Origin of the sequence: Rhodopseudomonas sp. WA056 (assembly GCF_010906995.1) — a bacterium.
Lineage (GTDB): Bacteria > Pseudomonadota > Alphaproteobacteria > Rhizobiales > Xanthobacteraceae > Rhodopseudomonas > Rhodopseudomonas palustris_G.
The window spans coordinates 1-15,917 of the sequence record NZ_QPFS01000116.1 but is presented as its reverse complement, the minus strand read 5'-3'; the positions used below and the strand labels follow the sequence as shown (position 1 = coordinate 15,917).

Genomic DNA, 15,917 nt, shown 5'->3' with positions numbered 1-15,917 from the left:
GTTTGGGGCATGGTCATCACGCCGGGAGGATCGAGGAGACGAGCAGTTGCGTATAGGGTTCGCGCGGATCGTCGAGCACCTGGTCGGTCAGCCCGGTCTCGATGACGCGGCCGGATTTCATCACCAGGATGCGGTGCGACAGCAGCCGCGCCACCGCCAGATCGTGGGTGACGACGATCGCGGCCAGCCCGAGTTCGGCCACCAGGCTGCGGACCAGATCGAGCAGCCGCGCCTGCACCGAAACGTCCAGTCCCCCGGTCGGCTCGTCCATGAAGACGAGACGCGGATTGGTCACGAGGTTGCGGGCGATCTGCAGCCGCTGCCGCATGCCGCCCGAATAGGTGCGCGGCGCGTCGTCGATGCGGCCGGTGTCGATTTCGACCCGCTCCAGCCAGTCGCTGGCGACGCTGCGAATCTTGCCGTAGTGATTCCAGCCGACCGCCATCAGCCGTTCACCGACATTGGCGCCCGCCGAAACCGCCATGCGCAGGCCCTGCGCCGGGTCCTGATGCACGAAGCCCCAATCGGTGCGCAGCAGCAGGCGCCGCTCTGCTTCGCCGAGTTCGGCGAGATCGCGCAGGACGCCGTCACGCATCCGATACGACACGCGCCCGGCGCTCGGCGTCATCTGTCCCGACAGCATTTGCAGCAGGGTCGATTTGCCGGAGCCGGATTCGCCGACGATCGCCAGCACTTCGCCGGGGAAGAGTTCGAACGACACGCCGCGGCACGCATCAATTCGGCCGTAGCGCTTCGACAGGCCGTCGGCGATCAGCAGCGGCTGATCGGCCGCGGTGAAGGCGTCCGGTGCGGCGGACGAGACGCGATCAAGCATGGGCGCTCTCCATCGGTGCGGTTTCGCTGCCGGTGTGGCCCTGGGCGCGGCGGCCTTCGCAGTAATCGGTGTCGGAGCACACGAACATCCGGGTGCCGGCGTTATCGGTGACGATCTCGTCGAGATAGGAATCGTCGGCGCCGCACAGCGCGCAGCAGCCGTCCTGGCGATAACGCGTGAACGGGTGGTCTTCGAAATCCAGCGACACCACCTGGGTGTAGGGCGGGATCGCGTAGATCCGCTTCTCGCGCCCGGCGCCGAACAGTTGCAGCGCCGGGCAGTTGTCCATCTTCGGATTGTCGAACTTCGGTGTCGGCGACGGATCCATCACGTAGCGGCCCGCGACCTTCACCGGATAGGCATAGGCGGTGGCGATGTGGCCGAACTTGGCGATGTCCTCGTACAGCTTGACGTGCATCAGCCCGTATTCGGCGAGCGCATGCATGCGCCGGGTCTCGGTCTCGCGCGGTTCGAGATAGCGCAGCGGCTCGGGGATCGGCACCTGATATACCAGCACCTGGCCCTCGTGCAGCGGCGTCTCGGGAATGCGGTGCCGGGTCTGGATCACGCTCGCGTCCGGCGTCGACGTGGTGGTGGCGACGCCGGCGGTCTTGGCGAAGAACTTGCGGATCGAGATCGCGTTGGTGGTGTCGTCGCTGCCCTGGTCGATCACCTTCAGCGTATCGTCCGGGCCGAGGATCGACGCCGTCACCTGCACGCCGCCGGTGCCCCAGCCGTAAGGCATCGGCATCTCGCGGCTGGCGAACGGCACCTGATAGCCGGGGATCGCGATCGCTTTCAGGATCGCCCGGCGGATCATCCGCTTGGTCTGCTCGTCGAGATAAGCGAAATTGTAAGTCGCTTCGGTCATTCCGCGGCCTCGCGCAGCTCGGGTTGGTCCTGGTTGAATTCGGCGCGCAGCTTGCGCAGCAGGCCGAGCTCGGACTGGAAATCGACGTAGTGCGGCAGCTTCAGATGCTCGACGAAGCCGGTCGCCTGGACGTTGTCGGAATGCGACAGCACGAACTCCTCGTCCTGAGCCGGCGCCTTGACGTCCTCGCCGAGTTCGCCGGCGCGCAGCGCGCGATCGACCAAGGCCATCGACATCGCCTTGCGCTCGCTCTGGCCGAAGGCGAGGCCGTAGCCTCGGGTGAAGCGCGGCGCTTCGGTCGCCGATCCTTTGAATTGATTGACCATCTGGCACTCGGTCAGCGCCACGCTGCCGAGCGGCACCGCGAAGCCGGCGTCTTCGGCCTCGAAGAACACCTCGACTTCGCCGAAGCGGATCTCGCCGGCGAACGGATGGTTGCGGCCATAGCCGCGTTGAGTCGAATAGCCGAGCGCCAGCAGAAAGCCCTCGTCGGCGCGGGCGAGGTTCTGCAGCCTCAGGTCGCGTCCGGCCGGAAAGTTCAGCGGTTCGCGGGTGAGATCGCCGACCGCGCTGTCGTCCTCGGCGACCGGCGACTCTTCGATCAAGCCGTCCTGGCGCAGGATGTCGGTGACCCGTGGCGTCGGTGCGTCACTGGCTTCCGCTGTCGCCGGCTCGGCCGGATCGCCGCCTTCGGCGAGCTGCGGATCGAGCAGCCGGTGGGTGTAGTCGAAGGTCGGACCGAGGATCTGGCCGCCGGGAATGTCCTTGAAGGTCGAAGAGATCCGCCGCCGGACCGCCATTGCGCCGGTGTCGACCGGCTCGGAGGAGCCGAACCGCGGCAGCGTGGCGCGGAACGCCCGCACCAGGAAGATCGCTTCGATCAGATCGCCGCGCGCCTGCTTGATCGCCAGGGCCGCCAGCTCGCGGTCGTAGAGCGAGCCTTCGCTCATCACCCGATCGACGCCGAGCGCGAGCTGCTCGGAGATCTGGTCGAGCGTCAGCTCCGGCACGTCGCGGTTGCCGCGGCGGGCATCGGCGAGCAGCCGGTGGGCATTGTCGATGGCGCGTTCGCCGCCTTTGACTGCGACATACATCGGTCAGCTCCCTTGGCTGAGGCGCGTGGTGCGCGGGATCGCCACCATTTGATCGCCGTTCACCAGCACCACGTCGAGGCCGCGCGGAAACAGCGCTGCGTTAATACTCAGGCGATCGAACAGGTCGGCCGGCTGCAGCGATGCCTGCAGCAGCGTCTCGCCATCGATGCCGGGACCGTGCAGCCGGAAGCCGTCGCCGGAGCCCAGCGCCTGCACTTGAATAATGAGTGTGGTCGAACGATCCGGATATTCGGGCGTGCCGAGCGCGAACCGCTCGAACGGCAGTAGCGCCGAGCCGTCACCGATCAGCGCGAACGCCGCGGTAGAAGGATCGTCGGTCAGCGGCGCGCCGGTGTGAAACTTCAGCCAGCGCGCGACCGTGCCGTCCGCCGCGATCGCGGCGTCGAGCCAGATCGGCGTGTCGTGGTCGAACAGCGTCAGCGCCAGTGCGGCGCTGGCGTGCATCAGCGGCGCCGGTGTGCCGGCCTCGACCGTGATGCGTTGGATGCGGCCGGGCCGCGCCATCGCTTCCATCACGGCGCGGAAGGTCGATTGCGCGCCGAGCACCTTGTCGGCAAAGCCGGAGGAAAGTTCGGTGGTGGTCATGGTCAGCCCTCGCCTCGCACCAGCGTGTAGAAATCGACCTTGGTGGCAGCCGTCCGGGCGGCCTTTTCGGCGCGTGCGGCTTCGACTTCAGTCCGCAGCGGCGCGATCACCTCGGTCTCGACCGCAGCCGAATAGTCCGCCGATTGCAGCAGCGCGTCGCACAGCGCGATCAGCTTCGCCTTGGTGCGATCTCGCCCCAGCGTGTAGCCGAACCCGACCTCGCCGCTGGCGAGCCGCACCGCAGCGCGCGACACCGTCGCCTCGCCGACATTGAAGGCGGAGCCGTCGCCGCCGATCCGGCCGCGCAGCATCACCAAGCCCTGTTCCGGCTCGCGCAGCAGCGTGAACGCCGGCGGAGCCAGTGCGTCGATGCGCGCGCCGATCGCGGCAGTCTCGGATGCGGCCAGCACCGCCATCGCGGCGCGCCGGCGCGTGGTTGCGGCTTGTTCGGGGGAGTTTTGTGTCTCCGCGTGCATCGCCATTGCCCAATTCAAGTTGTCTATGTTAATAGACAACTTGATAGAAGCACAATGTGAAAACTCGATGACGACGAATTCCGTGGCGTTGATCACAAAAGCGTGCCTGTCATGACCGCCGAGGCACTCACTTCAGGCGTCGCGTTGTGGCGTCAGGTCGCCGACGGCATCGAGCTGGCGATCGCCGACGGCCGCTATCTGCCCGGCGGCAAACTGCCGGGGGAGACCGAGATCGCCGAGAATTATGGGGTGAACCGTCACACCGTCCGGCGGGCGCTCGCAGCGCTGGCGGAGCGTGGATTGGTGCGCGCCGAGCGTGGCAGCGGCACTTTCGTGCGCAGCCGGCGGATCGCCTATCCGCTGCGCACCCGGACGCGGTTTTCCGAAATCATCAATGCGGGCGGCCGCGAGCCGCGCGGTCAATTGATCGCCGCGGAGCGCGAGCCGGCGACCGGCGCGCTGGCCGGCCAGCTCGATCTCGACATCGGTGCGCCGCTATTCCGGATCGAAGCACTGCGGTCGGCGGACGGCGTGCCGATCAGCCGCGGCACCACCTGGCTGTCGGCGGTGCGATTTCCCGACGCGCCCAAGGTGTTCGCCGCGAAACGCTCGATGACCAAGGTGCTGGCGCATTACGGCGTCAACGATTATCGGCGGCTGTCGACCCGGATCACCGCTTCGATCGTGGATGCGGCCGATGCTGCGCGGCTCGATCTGCCTGCCGGGCGCCCGGTGTTGGTCGTGGAGAGCATCGATGTCGCCGCCGACGGCACTCCGCTGCTGACTTCCCGTGCCCGCTTTGCGGCAGAGCGGGTCGAGTTCGTGATCGAGCCGGATTAGGGCCGCCCTGCGCTCACGTCATCGCCCGCGCAGGCGGGCGAACCAGTATTCCAGAGAGTTCGCGGCAGAGCACGGACGCTCTGGAATACTGGATCCTCCGCTTGCGCGGAGGATGACGGTTGAGAGTGCGATGATCGCCGCGCCTTAAGCGACCGCCTTTCGCCCAATGATCGCAAACCGCAGCTTGCTGGAGATCCAGTCGATCGCCGCCACGGTGACCAGGATCATCAGGATCAGGAACGACACCTTCTGCCATTCCAGCACCCGGATCTGCTCGGCGAGCTGCAACCCGATGCCGCCGGCGCCGACGATGCCGATGATGGTGGCGGAGCGGGTGTTGGATTCGAAGAAGTACAGCACCTGGCTGGCGAGGATCGGCACCACTTGCGGCAACATGCCGAAGCGGACGCTGTGCAGATGCGAACCGCCGGTCGCCTTGACGCCTTCGCTCGGCTTGTCGTCGGCGGCCTCGAAGGCTTCGGAGAACAGCTTGCCGAAATTGCCGAAGTCCGAGCACATCACCGCCAGAATGCCGGCGAACGGGCCGAGACCGACGACGCCGACCCAGATCAGCGCCCAGATCAGGGTGTCGATGCCGCGCACCGCGTCGAGCAGGCGGCGTGTCAGCAATTGCAGCGGACGGATGCGTAGCACGTTGCGGGCCGCCAGGAACGATACCGGAAACGCCAGCAGCGCGCCGCCGAGCGTGCCGAGAAACGCGATTGCCAGGGTTTCGCCCATCGCATGCAGATAGATTTGGGCGAGCTGCCACGACCCCGGATCCGGCGGCAGCATCAGGCCGAGAAATTCGATCAGCCGTCCAGTGCCGCTGAACAGCCGGTCGAACGGGATCTCGAGCCGGATCAGGCCGAATAGGAAGATGGCTGCAGCCAAAGTCAGGCCGCCGATCAGCTTTCCGCGCCTGACCCAGTCGGCGCGGAACTGTTCGGGGAAGCGGGCGACGATGCCGGCCTCGTCGCCGAAGCTCAGGGTGCGGCGGGCGGTACTCATCGTCGCTCCTGACCGATCAGGCGGCGGCGCACGCCTTCGGTGAAATAGTCGATCGCCATCACGGTGACAATGATCAGCAGCAGGATGGCGCTGACGTCGCTGTAGTAGAACTTGCGCACCGCCTCGATCAAATCCTGGCCGATGCCGCCGGCGCCGACGAAGCCCATCACGGCGGCGCCGCGGACGTTAACCTCGAACCGCAGCAGCGCGTAGCTGACGAAGTTCGACAGCACCTGCGGCACGACCGCGAACCGCACCATCTCGAGCCAGTCGCCGCCGGACGACACCACGCCTTCCAGCGGCCTGTCGTCGATGTTCTCGACCACCTCGGCGAACAGCTTGCCGAGTGCGCCGGTGGTGTGGATCGCGATGGCCAGCACGCCCGGCAGCGGGCCGAGCCCGAACGCCAGCACGAACAGCAGCGCGAACACGATCTCCGGCACGGTGCGGCAGAATTCGAGGAAGCGGCGGGTGACGAACACCAGCGTCCGCGACCGCACCAGATTGGCCGAGGCGAGAAAGCACAGCGCGAAGCCGGCGATCGCGCCGAGCAGCGTGCCCACATAGGCGATCAGGATGGTGTCGAGCAACAGCCCGGTCCAGCGCTTGATGCCCCAGAACCAGTCGGAAAGGTCCGCCCACAGCGTGGCCAACGCCAATTTCGGCGTGATCGAGATGAAATACGACGGAAACCGCCAGAAATTCTCGGCGAACTTCTTCGGATCGACCTCGCCCATCCAGGCCGCTGCGGCGATCGCGGCGATCAGGATCGCGCCGCCCAGCGCCAGCCGCCGCCGCTTCGCCGCCACCGCCGCGTCGTAGTGATCGGCGAGGGCGCGGAGCTGGGGCTCGGGAAGTTCTGTGACGGCTGCCTGCATTCGATTGTCCGACATGACGACGTGGGCGGCCGTTAGGTCGCCCACGTCCGATGAGGTGCGGTGATGGATCAGGACTTCGACTTGCGCAGGCTGTCGACGAACTTGATCAGCTCGACGACCGGCTCGTAGTCCTTGTGGCTGGTCGCGGCGTAGGGCAGGGCCTTGCCTTCATAGATCTTGTTGAAGGCTTCCGGATCGTTGGTGGCGAGATCGAGCACTGCCTTGCGGATCGCCGCCTTGAGGTCGTCCGGCAGGTCCGACAGATACGCCATCGGCGAGTTCACGATCAGGTCCGACTTCAGGATGATGCGGAAGTCGGCGGCCTTGGCCATGCCCTTGCGATCCATCCGGAGCAGGTTGCTCTCGTCCTCGGTGTTCCACCAGTTGAATGCCGCGTCGCAAGTTCCCTGCGCGACGCCGATCACCGCGTTCTCGTGGCTGCCGGCGTAGATCACCTTGGCGAAGAACTTGTCGGGATCGATCGACATCTTGTTCATCATGAAGCGCGGCACGTTGTTGCCGGAGGTCGAATTCGGATCGACCAGGCAGAGGTTCTTGCCCTTGAGATCTTCGATCTTCTGGTAGGGCGAGTCCTTCTTCACATACAGCACCGAGTGATAGCCCTTGGAGCCGTCGCCGTTGACCTCGATCGCGAACGGCTCGACCTTGGCGCCGACCAGATAGGCGCGGGCGTAGGACGCCGGCCCGTACATGCCGATGTGGATGTTGCCGGCGCGCTGACCTTCGATCACCGCGGCGTAGTCGTTGGCGATGCGGAGCTTCACCGGAACGCCGAGCTGCTTGGTGAGGTAGTCGGTCAGCGGGGTCCAGCGGGTGGTGGTGCCCGAGGCGTTCTCGTCCGGGATCTTGCCGAACACCAGCTCGGGATATTTCGCTTTCCAGTCCTGCGCCGGCGCGGCGTGCGCAGTGAACGCCAGCGCGGCAGCGGCGGCGACGAGGGTACGGAGCTTGATCATGACGGTTCCTGTCTCTTCAAGTCGATGAACGGTCGGAACACGGCAACCGCGCGCGGGCGAGCCGCGGGCGGTGCCGGATCGGGAAGACGGCGAACGATTGCCGTCGGAATCAGGCCACGGCGACGCTCGCCAATGCGGGCGCGGGAAGGCCGTGCGGCACGTGCGGCGCGGCCCCGAGCACTTCGTCGGCTTCGAGGTCGTAGAGTTCTCGGGCGATCTGGTCGGTGAGCGCGGCCGGCGCGCCGTCGAACACCACCCGCCCCGAGGCCATGCCGATCAGCCGGTCGCAATAGCTGCGGGCGAGATCGAGCGAGTGCAGATTGCACAGTACGGTGATGCCGAAGTGCTTGTTGATGCGCAGCAGCGCGTCCATCACGATCTTGGTATTGCGCGGATCGAGCGAGGCGATCGGCTCGTCGGCGAGCACGATATCGGGCTGCTGCACCAGCGCACGGGCGATCGCGACGCGCTGCTGCTGACCGCCGGAGAGCTGGTCGGCGCGCTGCGCCGCATAGGACGCCATATCGAACTGATCGAGCGCCGAGATCGCGAGCGCGCGATCCTGCTCAGGCCACATCTGCACCAGCGAGCGCCACGACGGCACTTCGGACAGCCGGCCCATCAGCACATTGGTCAGCACGTCGAGACGGCCGATCAGGTTGAACTGCTGAAAGATCATCGCCGAGCGTGCGCGCCATTGCCGCAATTCGCGGCCCTGCAGCGCGGTCACATCGACGCCTTCGAACAGGATGCGGCCTTCGGAGGGCTCCGCCAGCCGGTTCAGCATTCGCAGCAAGGTCGATTTGCCGGCGCCGGAGCGGCCGATCACCCCGACGAAACTGCCGCGCTCGACCGAAAATGACGCGTCGTCGACCGCGGCTTTGCTGCCGAAACGGCAGGTCAGACCTTCAACTACCAGCATGCGCTGCTCCCGAAACAGGTTCGGGGGAATCGCTACCGCCGTTGTTTTGCAGCCGTGTGACAGAGCGTGTAGTTCTGCCGCCACATCAAGGTGTTCGCTCCGTCATCGATGCGTCACGATGACGTCATGAACGGCGTCGATGACAGGCCGCACACCCAATCACCGCTCGTGAGAATCCCACCCATGGCCGCGAAATTGCTATCGGTCGCGCCGACCGTCGATCCGACCGCCAAGCTGCACGACGTCACGCTCGGCGCCTATTGCGAAGTCGGTGCCCGCACCATTCTGAACGAAGTGGCGATTGGCGACTACTCCTACGTCGTCAACGACTCGCAGATCACCTACACCGGCATCGGCAAGTTCTGTTCGATCGCGGCCATGACCCGGATCAACCCCGGCAATCACCCGATGCAGCGCGCCACGCAGGCGCACTTCACCTACCGGGCCAGCACCTATTTCGAGGGCGAGAGCGACGACGCCGAGTTCTTCGCCTGGCGGCGGTCGCATCACGTCGAGATCGGCCATGACGTCTGGATCGGTCACGGCGCCGTCGTGCTGCCGGGCCGCAACATCGGTACCGGTGCGGTGGTTGCGGCAGGCGCGATCGTCACCCGGGACGTGCCGGCCTACACCATCGTGGCCGGCAATCCGGCGCGGCCGATCCGCCGCCGCTTCTCCGAGGCGGTGGCCGAGCGGCTGGTCGCGCTGGCGTGGTGGGACTGGAGCCACGACGCGCTGCGCAATGCACTGCCGGACTTCCGGAAACTGTCAGTGGAAGACTTCCTCGACAAATATGAAGCCACGGCCATGACGCAACGGGCGGCGGGCCGGGAGCCGGCAGCAGAACAGCAGGTGACGGGATGAGCGAGATCGCGATCGAAGGCGGCCGGACGCTTATTGGCGACGAGATTGCCGAGGCTTCGCTGCAGATCGCCGGCGGCGCCATCGCGGCGGTCGGCTCCACCAGCGGCAACGCCGCGATCCGGATCGATGCGCGCGGCCTGCTGGTGCTGTCCGGTATCGTCGATCTGCACGGCGATGCGTTCGAGCGGCAGATGATGCCGCGGCCCGGCGTCGACTTTCCGATCGACGTGGCGCTGATCGACAGCGACCGCCAAGCGATCGCCAACGGTCTGACCACGGTGTTTCACGCCGTCACCTGGTCGTGGGAGCCCGGCCTGCGCAGCGCCGATAACGCCCGGCGGATGCTCGACGCGATCGATCTGACCAAGCCGCGACTGTCGGCCGACACCCGCATCCATCTGCGCCACGAGACCTTCAATCTCGATGCAGTCGACGAGATCGCGCAGTGGATCGGCGACCGCCGCATCGACCTGTTCGCTTTCAACGATCACATGGATTCGACGCTGGCCAATCTCGCCAAGCCGCAGAAGCGCAACCGGATGGTCGAGCGCACCGGCCTCAGCGACGAGGCATTCGACCGGCTCGTCGAGCGTATCGCGGCGCGCGGCGACGAAGTGCCGCAGGCCAATCGGCGTCTCGCCGTCATCGCGCGCGAGGTGTCGATGCCGATGCTGTCGCACGACGACGATACTCCGGCGATGCGGCAGGGCTATCGTGATCTCGGCGTCGGCATCGCCGAATTTCCCACCACCGAGGAGACCGCGCGCGACGCAGCGCTGCACGGCGACTTCATCGTGTTCGGCTCGCCGAACGTGGTGCGCGGCGGCAGCCATACCGGCTGGACCAAGGCGGCCGACATGATCGCCAAGGGACTGTGCTCGGTCCTGGCCTCCGACTACTACTATCCGGCGCCGCTGCTCGCCGCGTTCCGCCTGGTGCATGACGGCATCCTGCCGCTGGAACAGGCCTGGAAGCTGATCTCGGAAAATCCTGCGCGCGCCGCCGGGCTCGCCGAGCGCGGCACGATCGCGAGCGGCCAGCGCGCCGACGTGCTGCTGGTCGACGATCGCGTCGCGCTGCGGCCGCGAATCGTCGCGGTGATCGCCGGCGGCCGGCTGGTGCATGTCGACGATCCGGAGCGGTTCGTGATCACGCGCAAACTGCCGCACCCGGCTGGCGTCGCCGCATGATCTGACGCTATCATCATTGCCGATGTCGAATTTTCCACGCTACGCGATTTACTATCTGCCTGCCGCGGGCAGCGCTCTGGCGCAGTTCGGGGCGGCGATGCTCGGTTACGATGTCGTCTCCGGCGAGGACGTGCCGTTCGCTGCGCCGACAGCGGCGATCGCGGACTGGCGAGACGTCACCGCAGACCCGAGGGGCTACGGCTTTCACGCCACCCTGAAGGCGCCGTTCGGGTTGATCGGTGGCCGCAGCGAGAGCGAATTGCTGTGGGCCTGTGCGACCTTCGCCGAAACGCCGCGGGCGATTCCGCAGATCGGCCCGGTGATCAGGTCGATCGGTGGGTTCATCGCGCTGGTGCCGGAAGCGCCGTCCGAGTCGCTGCAGCAGCTCGCGGCCGATTGCGTTCGCGACTTCGATGAATTTCGGGCGCCGCTGTCGGCGGAGGATCGCGCCCGGCGCAAGCCGGAACGGCTGACGCCTGCGCAGGTCGGGTATCTCGACCGATGGGGCTATCCCTATGTGATGGACGAGTTCCGGTTTCACATGACGCTGACCGGTTCGCTCGATCCGGCCCGCCACGACGAATTGCTGGCGCTGCTGCGCGAGCAGTTCGCGGCGACCGGCATCGACCGCATCGCGATCAATCGGATCGCGGTGCTGCGCCAGGACGCGCGCGGGGCGCGGTTCAAGAGCATTGCGCAGTTCGAACTGCGCAGCGCCGACTATTAGCCGCCGACTATTCGCCGCCGAGGATTGAGCCGAGCCAGTCGCTGACCGCCTCCGGCATCGCGGTGACCCGGCCCGGCCACGGACCGGTGGCGAAGCCGACATGACCGCCTTGCTCGGGCTGCCACAGCGTCACCATCGCGCCGGCTTCGTCCGGGGTCGGCAGCGAGGCGGCCGGCACGAACGGATCGTTGCGCGCGTTCGCCACCAGCGCCGGGATCTTGATCGTGTGCAGATGCGGCTTGGAGGAGGCGCGGGTCCAGTAGTCGTCGACGCCGGCGAAGCCGTGCAGCGGCGCAGTGAAGGCGTCGTCGAATTCCCGCAAGGTCGTGGCACGCTGAACCCGTTCGCGATCGAACAGTCCGGGGTGCTGCTGCCATTTCGCCAGCGCGTTCGGAATCATCGTGCGCAGGAAATGCCGGGTGTAGATCAGTCGGTTGACGCCGCTGTCGATCGCAGCGCCGGCGGCCACGAGATCCAGCGGGGCTGAGACCGCCGCCACTGCGCGCGCGATCTCAGCGGCGCCGCTGCCGGCTTCTTCGGCCCAGCGCAGCAGCGCGTTGCCGCCGAGCGAGACCCCGGCGGCAAGCACCGGTGCATCGGCGCGGTCACGAATTCGCGCCAGCAGCCAGCCGACCTCCTGGAAATCGCCGGAGTGATACGAGCGCGGCGCCAGATTGAGTTCGCCCGAGCAGCCGCGAAAGTGCGGGATCGATAGCCGCCAGCCGCGCGCCAGAGCGCCCTGCGTAAACGCGATCGCGTAGCGGCTCGTCGACGATCCTTCGAGGCCGTGAAACAGCACCAGCCACGGCGCATGATCGGGCCCCGGCAGATGATCGATGTCGATGAAGTCGCCGTCGGGCGCCCGCCAGCGTTCGCGGACGAGTTTGATGGCTTGCGAGGCCCGCGGCTGCGCGAACAGCGTCGGCCAGATGGTTTGCAGATGGCCGCCGGGCAACCACCACGGCGCGCGATAGGATCGCAGGTCAGTCATGTCGAGCAGAATCGAAGGAGGGATGAATACACACAAAGCTAGGACGAGCGACACGCAGCTATCCACCGCGATGGTGTCCACTGCAACCGAGTGCGTCAACATCGCATTGGCGTTGCATTTGCAACTAGCGTTTTGCGATGGCCGCATATGTCGCAGTTGTTGTCGGGCCGGCATCGCCCTAAGCTGATCTCCATAACGACAAGCGATCGAAGCCGAAGCAGCCGGATCGCCGCTATGAGGAAATCGCCATGAAGGTCGCCGACCCAGCTCCCTTCCGCAACCTGTCGCCCGACGAGTTGGAATGGCTCGCCGCCGCCGAATGGGCACACGCCGAATCCCTCAGCGACACGCCGAAGGGATTGGTGATGCAGTCAGCTACCGAGATGCACGCCCGCGCCAAGCTGAAGCGCATGCTGCTCAGTCAGGTTCCGACCAAGCATTAGCGAAATCCATCACGTGCACACTTGACCTGCTCGAACTGGCAGGCGCAGATCGGAGGCGATGACCGTCGCCGCGCACACCGCCTGTCCGCCCGGCCCCGGCGCCTATGTGGTGGCGATCGCGGTCGCGGCGCCACTCGCGGTCCGGCTCGGCGGCGGGGTATCTGCCCGGCTCAGGCCGGGCCGCTATCTGTATTGCGGGTCGGCCTATGGGCCGGGCGGTCTGCCGGCGCGGCTCGGCCGGCATTTCCGCAAGGACAAATCGATCCGCTGGCACGTCGATCAATTGACCACGGCCGGCGAGGTCAGAGGCGCCTGGGCGATCCCGGGCGGCGACGAATGCGAGATGGTGGCACGGCTTGGGTTTCTCCCGCTGCCGATCGAGGGATTCGGCGCCAGTGACTGCGCGCACTGCCGCAGTCACCTGCTGCGCTGGCCGTCGCGCGTATCAGCGCGCGCCATTCGTGCCGCGCTCGCCGCGGACGGCGAACCGCCGGTGTGGCTACGGGGAAGCGCTACGCGCCGGTCTCCCGCCTGATCCAGCCGAGATATTTCTCGGCGCCCGCGGTCACCGGGAGCTGGATGATCTCCGGGGTATCGTAGGAGTGCAGCGAGGTGATCAGGTCGCGCAAGGCAGCGAATTTCGCCGGCAGGGTCTTGAACAACAGCAGTTGCTCGGTGTCGCTGGTGATCTTGCCGTCCCACCAATAGTGGCTGGTGATCGCCTGGATTTGGACGCAGGCGGCGAGCCGGGCCTCGAGTGTTGCGACTGCCAAGCGTTCCGCTTCCTCCTTGTTCGGCGCCGTCACCATCACCACGCAGGCCTCGCCCTGATCCATCGCGACGCTCCTTGGCTTCGATTTGATCCGACGCGTTGCAGGCCGCGCCGGTTGTTTGCTAGGCGCAAGTGGTTCCCAGTCAGCTTCGGAAGGTCCGTCATGCCGATTTACGGCTTCGTCTGCAACAAATGCGGTCACCAGTTCGAGACCCTGCTGTTCTCCGGTGACACCGCGGTGTGTCCGGCCTGCGAAAGCACCAGCCTCGACCAGCAATTGTCGCTGATCGCCAAGCCGGCCAAGGGCGGGCCGGAAGCTCCGATGTGCGACGGCAAGGGTGGCTGCGGCGGCTGCTGCATGCCGGACGTCTGCGCATAGGACTGCGGCCCCACTGCCTGCCACCGCGACCGTTCCGCAAGGAACGATCGCGCGTCTCGCGTCGTTTGCCCGCCAACGAGCACTCTTTCGAGGCAGGCGAGACATGACGCAGATTTCCCGGACCTTCGACAGCGCCGCACAGGCCAAGGCCGCAGTCGCCGAACTGAAGCAGGAAGGCTTGCACCGGGTCGAACTGATCGAGGTGCCCGACCGCCGCGGCCCGAGCGGCGGCGGCGCGGTGGTGCGGGTCGAACCGCCGTTCGGTTCGGCGCTGGCCGCCACGGCCATTCTGGATCGCCATCGCGGCAAGGAGGCCGCAGCCGGCGCAGCGAAACCGCAACCCGTTCCGGCAGCCTCGCCGCCGCAACAGCCGGCGAAGGCGACTCCGTCGGCGCCCGGCCCCACCAGACAAGCCGCAGCGTCTGCTGCGGCGCCGTCGCGCGCCCCGTCGCCCCAGGAACCGCGTCAGGAATTGCGCACCGGCCCGCGGACCCTGTCGGAATGGCTCGGCATTCCGCTGCTGATCGACTCCAACACGTTCTTCTCGGGCTTCCCGCTGCTGCTGCGGCCATCCCGCAAGACGCCGACAGCGAAGCCCGAGTGATCGGGCGGATTTGCCGCCAGGATCTGGCGGTGCCGCCGCTTCCGTCTGTCTGTCGGGCTTGCTAGCATCCGGTCGCCACGCCGATCGGCGAGGACCACGACATCAACGACCCGATGACGTGCCCTGCGCGCCAGTCGCGTGCGGCGCGCGCATGCGGCAGGAGTGCAGGCCATGAAGCTCACCAGTCCCGACATCGCCGAAGGCGCCACCATTGCGCACGAGCAATTGTTCAACAGCTTCGGCTGTACCGGCGCCAACGTGTCGCCGGCCCTGAGCTGGAGCGATGCGCCGGCCGGAACCAAGAGTTTCGCGGTGACGATGTACGATCCCGATGCACCGACCGGCAGCGGCTGGTGGCACTGGGTGGTTTTCAATATTCCGGCCACGACGACGTCGCTGCCGAAGGGCGCGGGCGATATCGCGAAGGGTTTGATGCCCGAAGGCACGATCCAGGGCCTGACGGATTTCGGCGTGCCCGGTTACGGCGGCCCGTGCCCGCCGCCGGGCGACAAGCCGCACCGCTATCAGATCACGGTATTTGCGGTCGACGTCGAGAAGCTGCCGAACGCCGGTGCGACCGCGATGCCGGCATTGGTCGGCTTCGATCTCAACTTCCACACCCTGGCGAAGACGACGATCACCGGTCTGTTCGGACGCTGAGTCCGGACAGCTCCGCAGGTATCTTGCGTAACATCCGTTGCGGCTGATGGCCAGATTCGGTCCGGCCATCAGCCGCTGCGGAAGCGCTCTGAGACCGCGCCTGTCGGCGTGGCGGTGGCGATCAGTTGCTGGCCTCTGCGTTCCGTGCCGCAGAACTGCGCGTGATCGCAGCAGCCGGGCCGGCGGATACGCAAGGGATCGGGCGCCACGAGCCATCGGGCGCGCGCTCATACGACGTGCATCCCGAGCTGGCTGCGGTTTCGCTGGCGTTACGCTGGTCCTGCTGGCCGCGAGCCAGTGCCGGTGCGGCAGCGAAGCTCGACGCGATCAACGCACCGGCAACCACAGCAGTCGTCAAAGAGTTGATCATTCGCATGTCCGGTCCTCCATTTTCGGAAACGCGGACGGAGTCCTGACGGGCGAATGTGACGATTTCTTGCAAATTGTGGCTGTTGCCGCGATCTTGCCTTAACGATCCGCAAACGGCGTCATCGTGAGTACGTTCACGCACATTGATGCAGGATTTCAGCGCGACAACACGATCCGGCCCGCTGCGGTGCGGTCCTGCCAATGATGCCGCACCAGTTCGGGATCGACGTGATGCTCGACCGGCCAGCCGACGCACAGATAGGCGATGAACTTCCAGTCCGATGGAACTTCGAGATCGGTGCAGATCGACTGCGGATCGAGGATCGACACCCAGCCCACCCCGAGCCCGAGCGTCCGCGCGGCGAGCCAGAAGGTCTCGATCATCGCCACAACGGAATAATCCAGCGC

At 66.5% G+C, this 15,917-nt stretch carries 22 protein-coding genes; 10 read left to right on the top strand and 12 right to left on the bottom strand.

Translation table 11 applies throughout. From position 1 onward, the window contains the following. Positions 1–16: 16 nt before the first annotated feature. The 5 genes from phnK to phnG are packed head-to-tail and all read right to left on the bottom strand — an operon-like array spanning position 17 to position 3,882. Positions 17–835 (bottom strand): phosphonate C-P lyase system protein PhnK, encoded by an 819-nt coding sequence (phnK, locus tag DU475_RS19165; protein WP_164633024.1) that lies wholly within the window; start codon positions 833–835, stop codon positions 17–19. Continuing rightward, positions 828–1,706: an alpha-D-ribose 1-methylphosphonate 5-phosphate C-P-lyase PhnJ gene (locus tag DU475_RS19160; RefSeq protein WP_164633023.1), complete on the bottom strand. Its 879-nt coding sequence runs from the start codon at positions 1,704–1,706 to the stop codon at positions 828–830. Before DU475_RS19160 ends, phnK begins: the two co-directional genes overlap by 8 nt. Then, positions 1,703–2,800, bottom strand: a complete 1,098-nt coding sequence (locus DU475_RS19155; protein WP_164633022.1) for a carbon-phosphorus lyase complex subunit — start codon at positions 2,798–2,800, stop codon at positions 1,703–1,705. The genes DU475_RS19160 and DU475_RS19155 overlap by 4 nt, the downstream gene beginning before the upstream one ends. 3 nt (positions 2,801–2,803) lie before the next feature. Beyond that, positions 2,804–3,406, bottom strand: a complete 603-nt coding sequence (gene phnH / locus DU475_RS19150) for a phosphonate C-P lyase system protein PhnH (RefSeq protein ID WP_164633021.1) — start codon at positions 3,404–3,406, stop codon at positions 2,804–2,806. Positions 3,407–3,408: 2 nt separating this feature from the next. Then, the gene (gene phnG / locus DU475_RS19145) at positions 3,409–3,882 is read right to left on the bottom strand and encodes a phosphonate C-P lyase system protein PhnG (RefSeq protein WP_164633025.1); all 474 of its coding nucleotides are present in this window, start codon (positions 3,880–3,882) and stop codon (positions 3,409–3,411) included. 111 nt (positions 3,883–3,993) lie between these two features. Between phnG and phnF the strand changes: the two genes are divergently transcribed. Further along, positions 3,994–4,722 (top strand): phosphonate metabolism transcriptional regulator PhnF, encoded by a 729-nt coding sequence (gene phnF, locus DU475_RS19140; protein WP_164605183.1) that lies wholly within the window; start codon positions 3,994–3,996, stop codon positions 4,720–4,722. A 144-nt stretch (positions 4,723–4,866) separates the two neighbouring features. On the opposite strand, the gene phnE (DU475_RS19135) is transcribed toward phnF, so the two are convergent. The 4 genes from phnE (DU475_RS19135) to phnC form a co-directional block, all read right to left on the bottom strand. Then, positions 4,867–5,733, bottom strand: a complete 867-nt coding sequence (gene phnE, locus DU475_RS19135; RefSeq protein ID WP_013500544.1) for a phosphonate ABC transporter, permease protein PhnE — start codon at positions 5,731–5,733, stop codon at positions 4,867–4,869. Then, positions 5,730–6,611, bottom strand: a complete 882-nt coding sequence (phnE, locus tag DU475_RS19130; protein ID WP_013500545.1) for a phosphonate ABC transporter, permease protein PhnE — start codon at positions 6,609–6,611, stop codon at positions 5,730–5,732. Before phnE (DU475_RS19130) ends, phnE (DU475_RS19135) begins: the two co-directional genes overlap by 4 nt. 68 nt (positions 6,612–6,679) lie before the next feature. Further along, a complete protein-coding gene (gene phnD / locus DU475_RS19125; protein WP_013500546.1) occupies positions 6,680–7,588 on the bottom strand; it encodes a phosphonate ABC transporter substrate-binding protein in 909 nt (302 codons plus the stop codon). 109 nt (positions 7,589–7,697) lie between these two features. Beyond that, positions 7,698–8,510 carry a phosphonate ABC transporter ATP-binding protein gene (gene phnC / locus DU475_RS19120; RefSeq protein ID WP_013500547.1) on the bottom strand — a complete coding sequence of 271 codons (813 nt, stop codon included), beginning with the start codon at positions 8,508–8,510 and terminating at the stop codon, positions 7,698–7,700. A 183-nt stretch (positions 8,511–8,693) separates the two neighbouring features. Here phnC and DU475_RS19115 point away from each other — a divergent pair, with 183 nt between their 5' ends. Genes DU475_RS19115 through DU475_RS19105 form a run of 3 tightly spaced genes read left to right on the top strand, consistent with a single transcriptional unit; the run spans position 8,694 to position 11,291 of the window. Further along, positions 8,694–9,374, top strand: coding sequence for a transferase hexapeptide repeat family protein (locus DU475_RS19115; protein ID WP_164633020.1), 681 nt, complete (start codon positions 8,694–8,696; stop codon positions 9,372–9,374). After that, complete coding sequence (locus DU475_RS19110; protein ID WP_047309933.1) at positions 9,371–10,564, top strand: alpha-D-ribose 1-methylphosphonate 5-triphosphate diphosphatase; 1,194 nt, start codon at positions 9,371–9,373, stop codon at positions 10,562–10,564. Before DU475_RS19115 ends, DU475_RS19110 begins: the two co-directional genes overlap by 4 nt. Before the next feature lie 22 nt (positions 10,565–10,586). After that, the gene (locus DU475_RS19105; protein WP_047309932.1) at positions 10,587–11,291 is read left to right on the top strand and encodes a DUF1045 domain-containing protein; all 705 of its coding nucleotides are present in this window, start codon (positions 10,587–10,589) and stop codon (positions 11,289–11,291) included. A 7-nt stretch (positions 11,292–11,298) separates the two neighbouring features. Here the strand turns inward: DU475_RS19105 and DU475_RS19100 are convergent, their stop codons facing one another. Then, entirely contained in the window at positions 11,299–12,282 is a 984-nt protein-coding gene (locus DU475_RS19100; RefSeq protein ID WP_164633019.1) for a YheT family hydrolase, read from the bottom strand. 248 nt (positions 12,283–12,530) lie between these two features. On the opposite strand from DU475_RS19100, the gene DU475_RS19095 reads away from it, so the two are divergent. Together DU475_RS19095 and DU475_RS19090 are read left to right on the top strand one after the other, a co-directional pair. Then, on the top strand, positions 12,531–12,725 hold the full coding sequence (locus DU475_RS19095; RefSeq protein WP_047309930.1) for a hypothetical protein: 195 nt from the start codon (positions 12,531–12,533) through the stop codon (positions 12,723–12,725). Positions 12,726–12,783: 58 nt separating this feature from the next. Next, positions 12,784–13,260, top strand: a complete 477-nt coding sequence (locus DU475_RS19090) for a GIY-YIG nuclease family protein (protein WP_142883724.1) — start codon at positions 12,784–12,786, stop codon at positions 13,258–13,260. Here the strand turns inward: DU475_RS19090 and cutA are convergent. Further along, positions 13,238–13,561, bottom strand: coding sequence for a divalent-cation tolerance protein CutA (cutA, locus tag DU475_RS19085; protein ID WP_047309928.1), 324 nt, complete (start codon positions 13,559–13,561; stop codon positions 13,238–13,240). The genes DU475_RS19090 and cutA overlap by 23 nt on opposite strands. A gap of 99 nt (positions 13,562–13,660) precedes the next feature. Here cutA and DU475_RS19080 point away from each other — a divergent pair, with 99 nt between their 5' ends. From DU475_RS19080 to DU475_RS19065, 4 genes are all read left to right on the top strand, one after another. After that, the gene (locus DU475_RS19080) at positions 13,661–13,876 is read left to right on the top strand and encodes an FmdB family zinc ribbon protein (protein WP_013500555.1); all 216 of its coding nucleotides are present in this window, start codon (positions 13,661–13,663) and stop codon (positions 13,874–13,876) included. Between the two features lie 103 nt (positions 13,877–13,979). Then, positions 13,980–14,480 carry a hypothetical protein gene (locus DU475_RS19075; protein ID WP_164633018.1) on the top strand — a complete coding sequence of 167 codons (501 nt, stop codon included), beginning with the start codon at positions 13,980–13,982 and terminating at the stop codon, positions 14,478–14,480. Positions 14,481–14,651: 171 nt separating this feature from the next. Then, on the top strand, positions 14,652–15,140 hold the full coding sequence (locus DU475_RS19070; protein WP_107342895.1) for a YbhB/YbcL family Raf kinase inhibitor-like protein: 489 nt from the start codon (positions 14,652–14,654) through the stop codon (positions 15,138–15,140). Between the two features lie 125 nt (positions 15,141–15,265). Continuing rightward, a complete protein-coding gene (locus DU475_RS19065) occupies positions 15,266–15,556 on the top strand; it encodes a hypothetical protein (protein WP_164633017.1) in 291 nt (96 codons plus the stop codon). Between the two features lie 109 nt (positions 15,557–15,665). On the opposite strand, the gene DU475_RS19060 is transcribed toward DU475_RS19065, so the two are convergent. Then, positions 15,666–15,917: nitroreductase family protein (locus DU475_RS19060; protein ID WP_205524465.1), on the bottom strand; the 252-nt coding region annotated here is incomplete at its 5' end.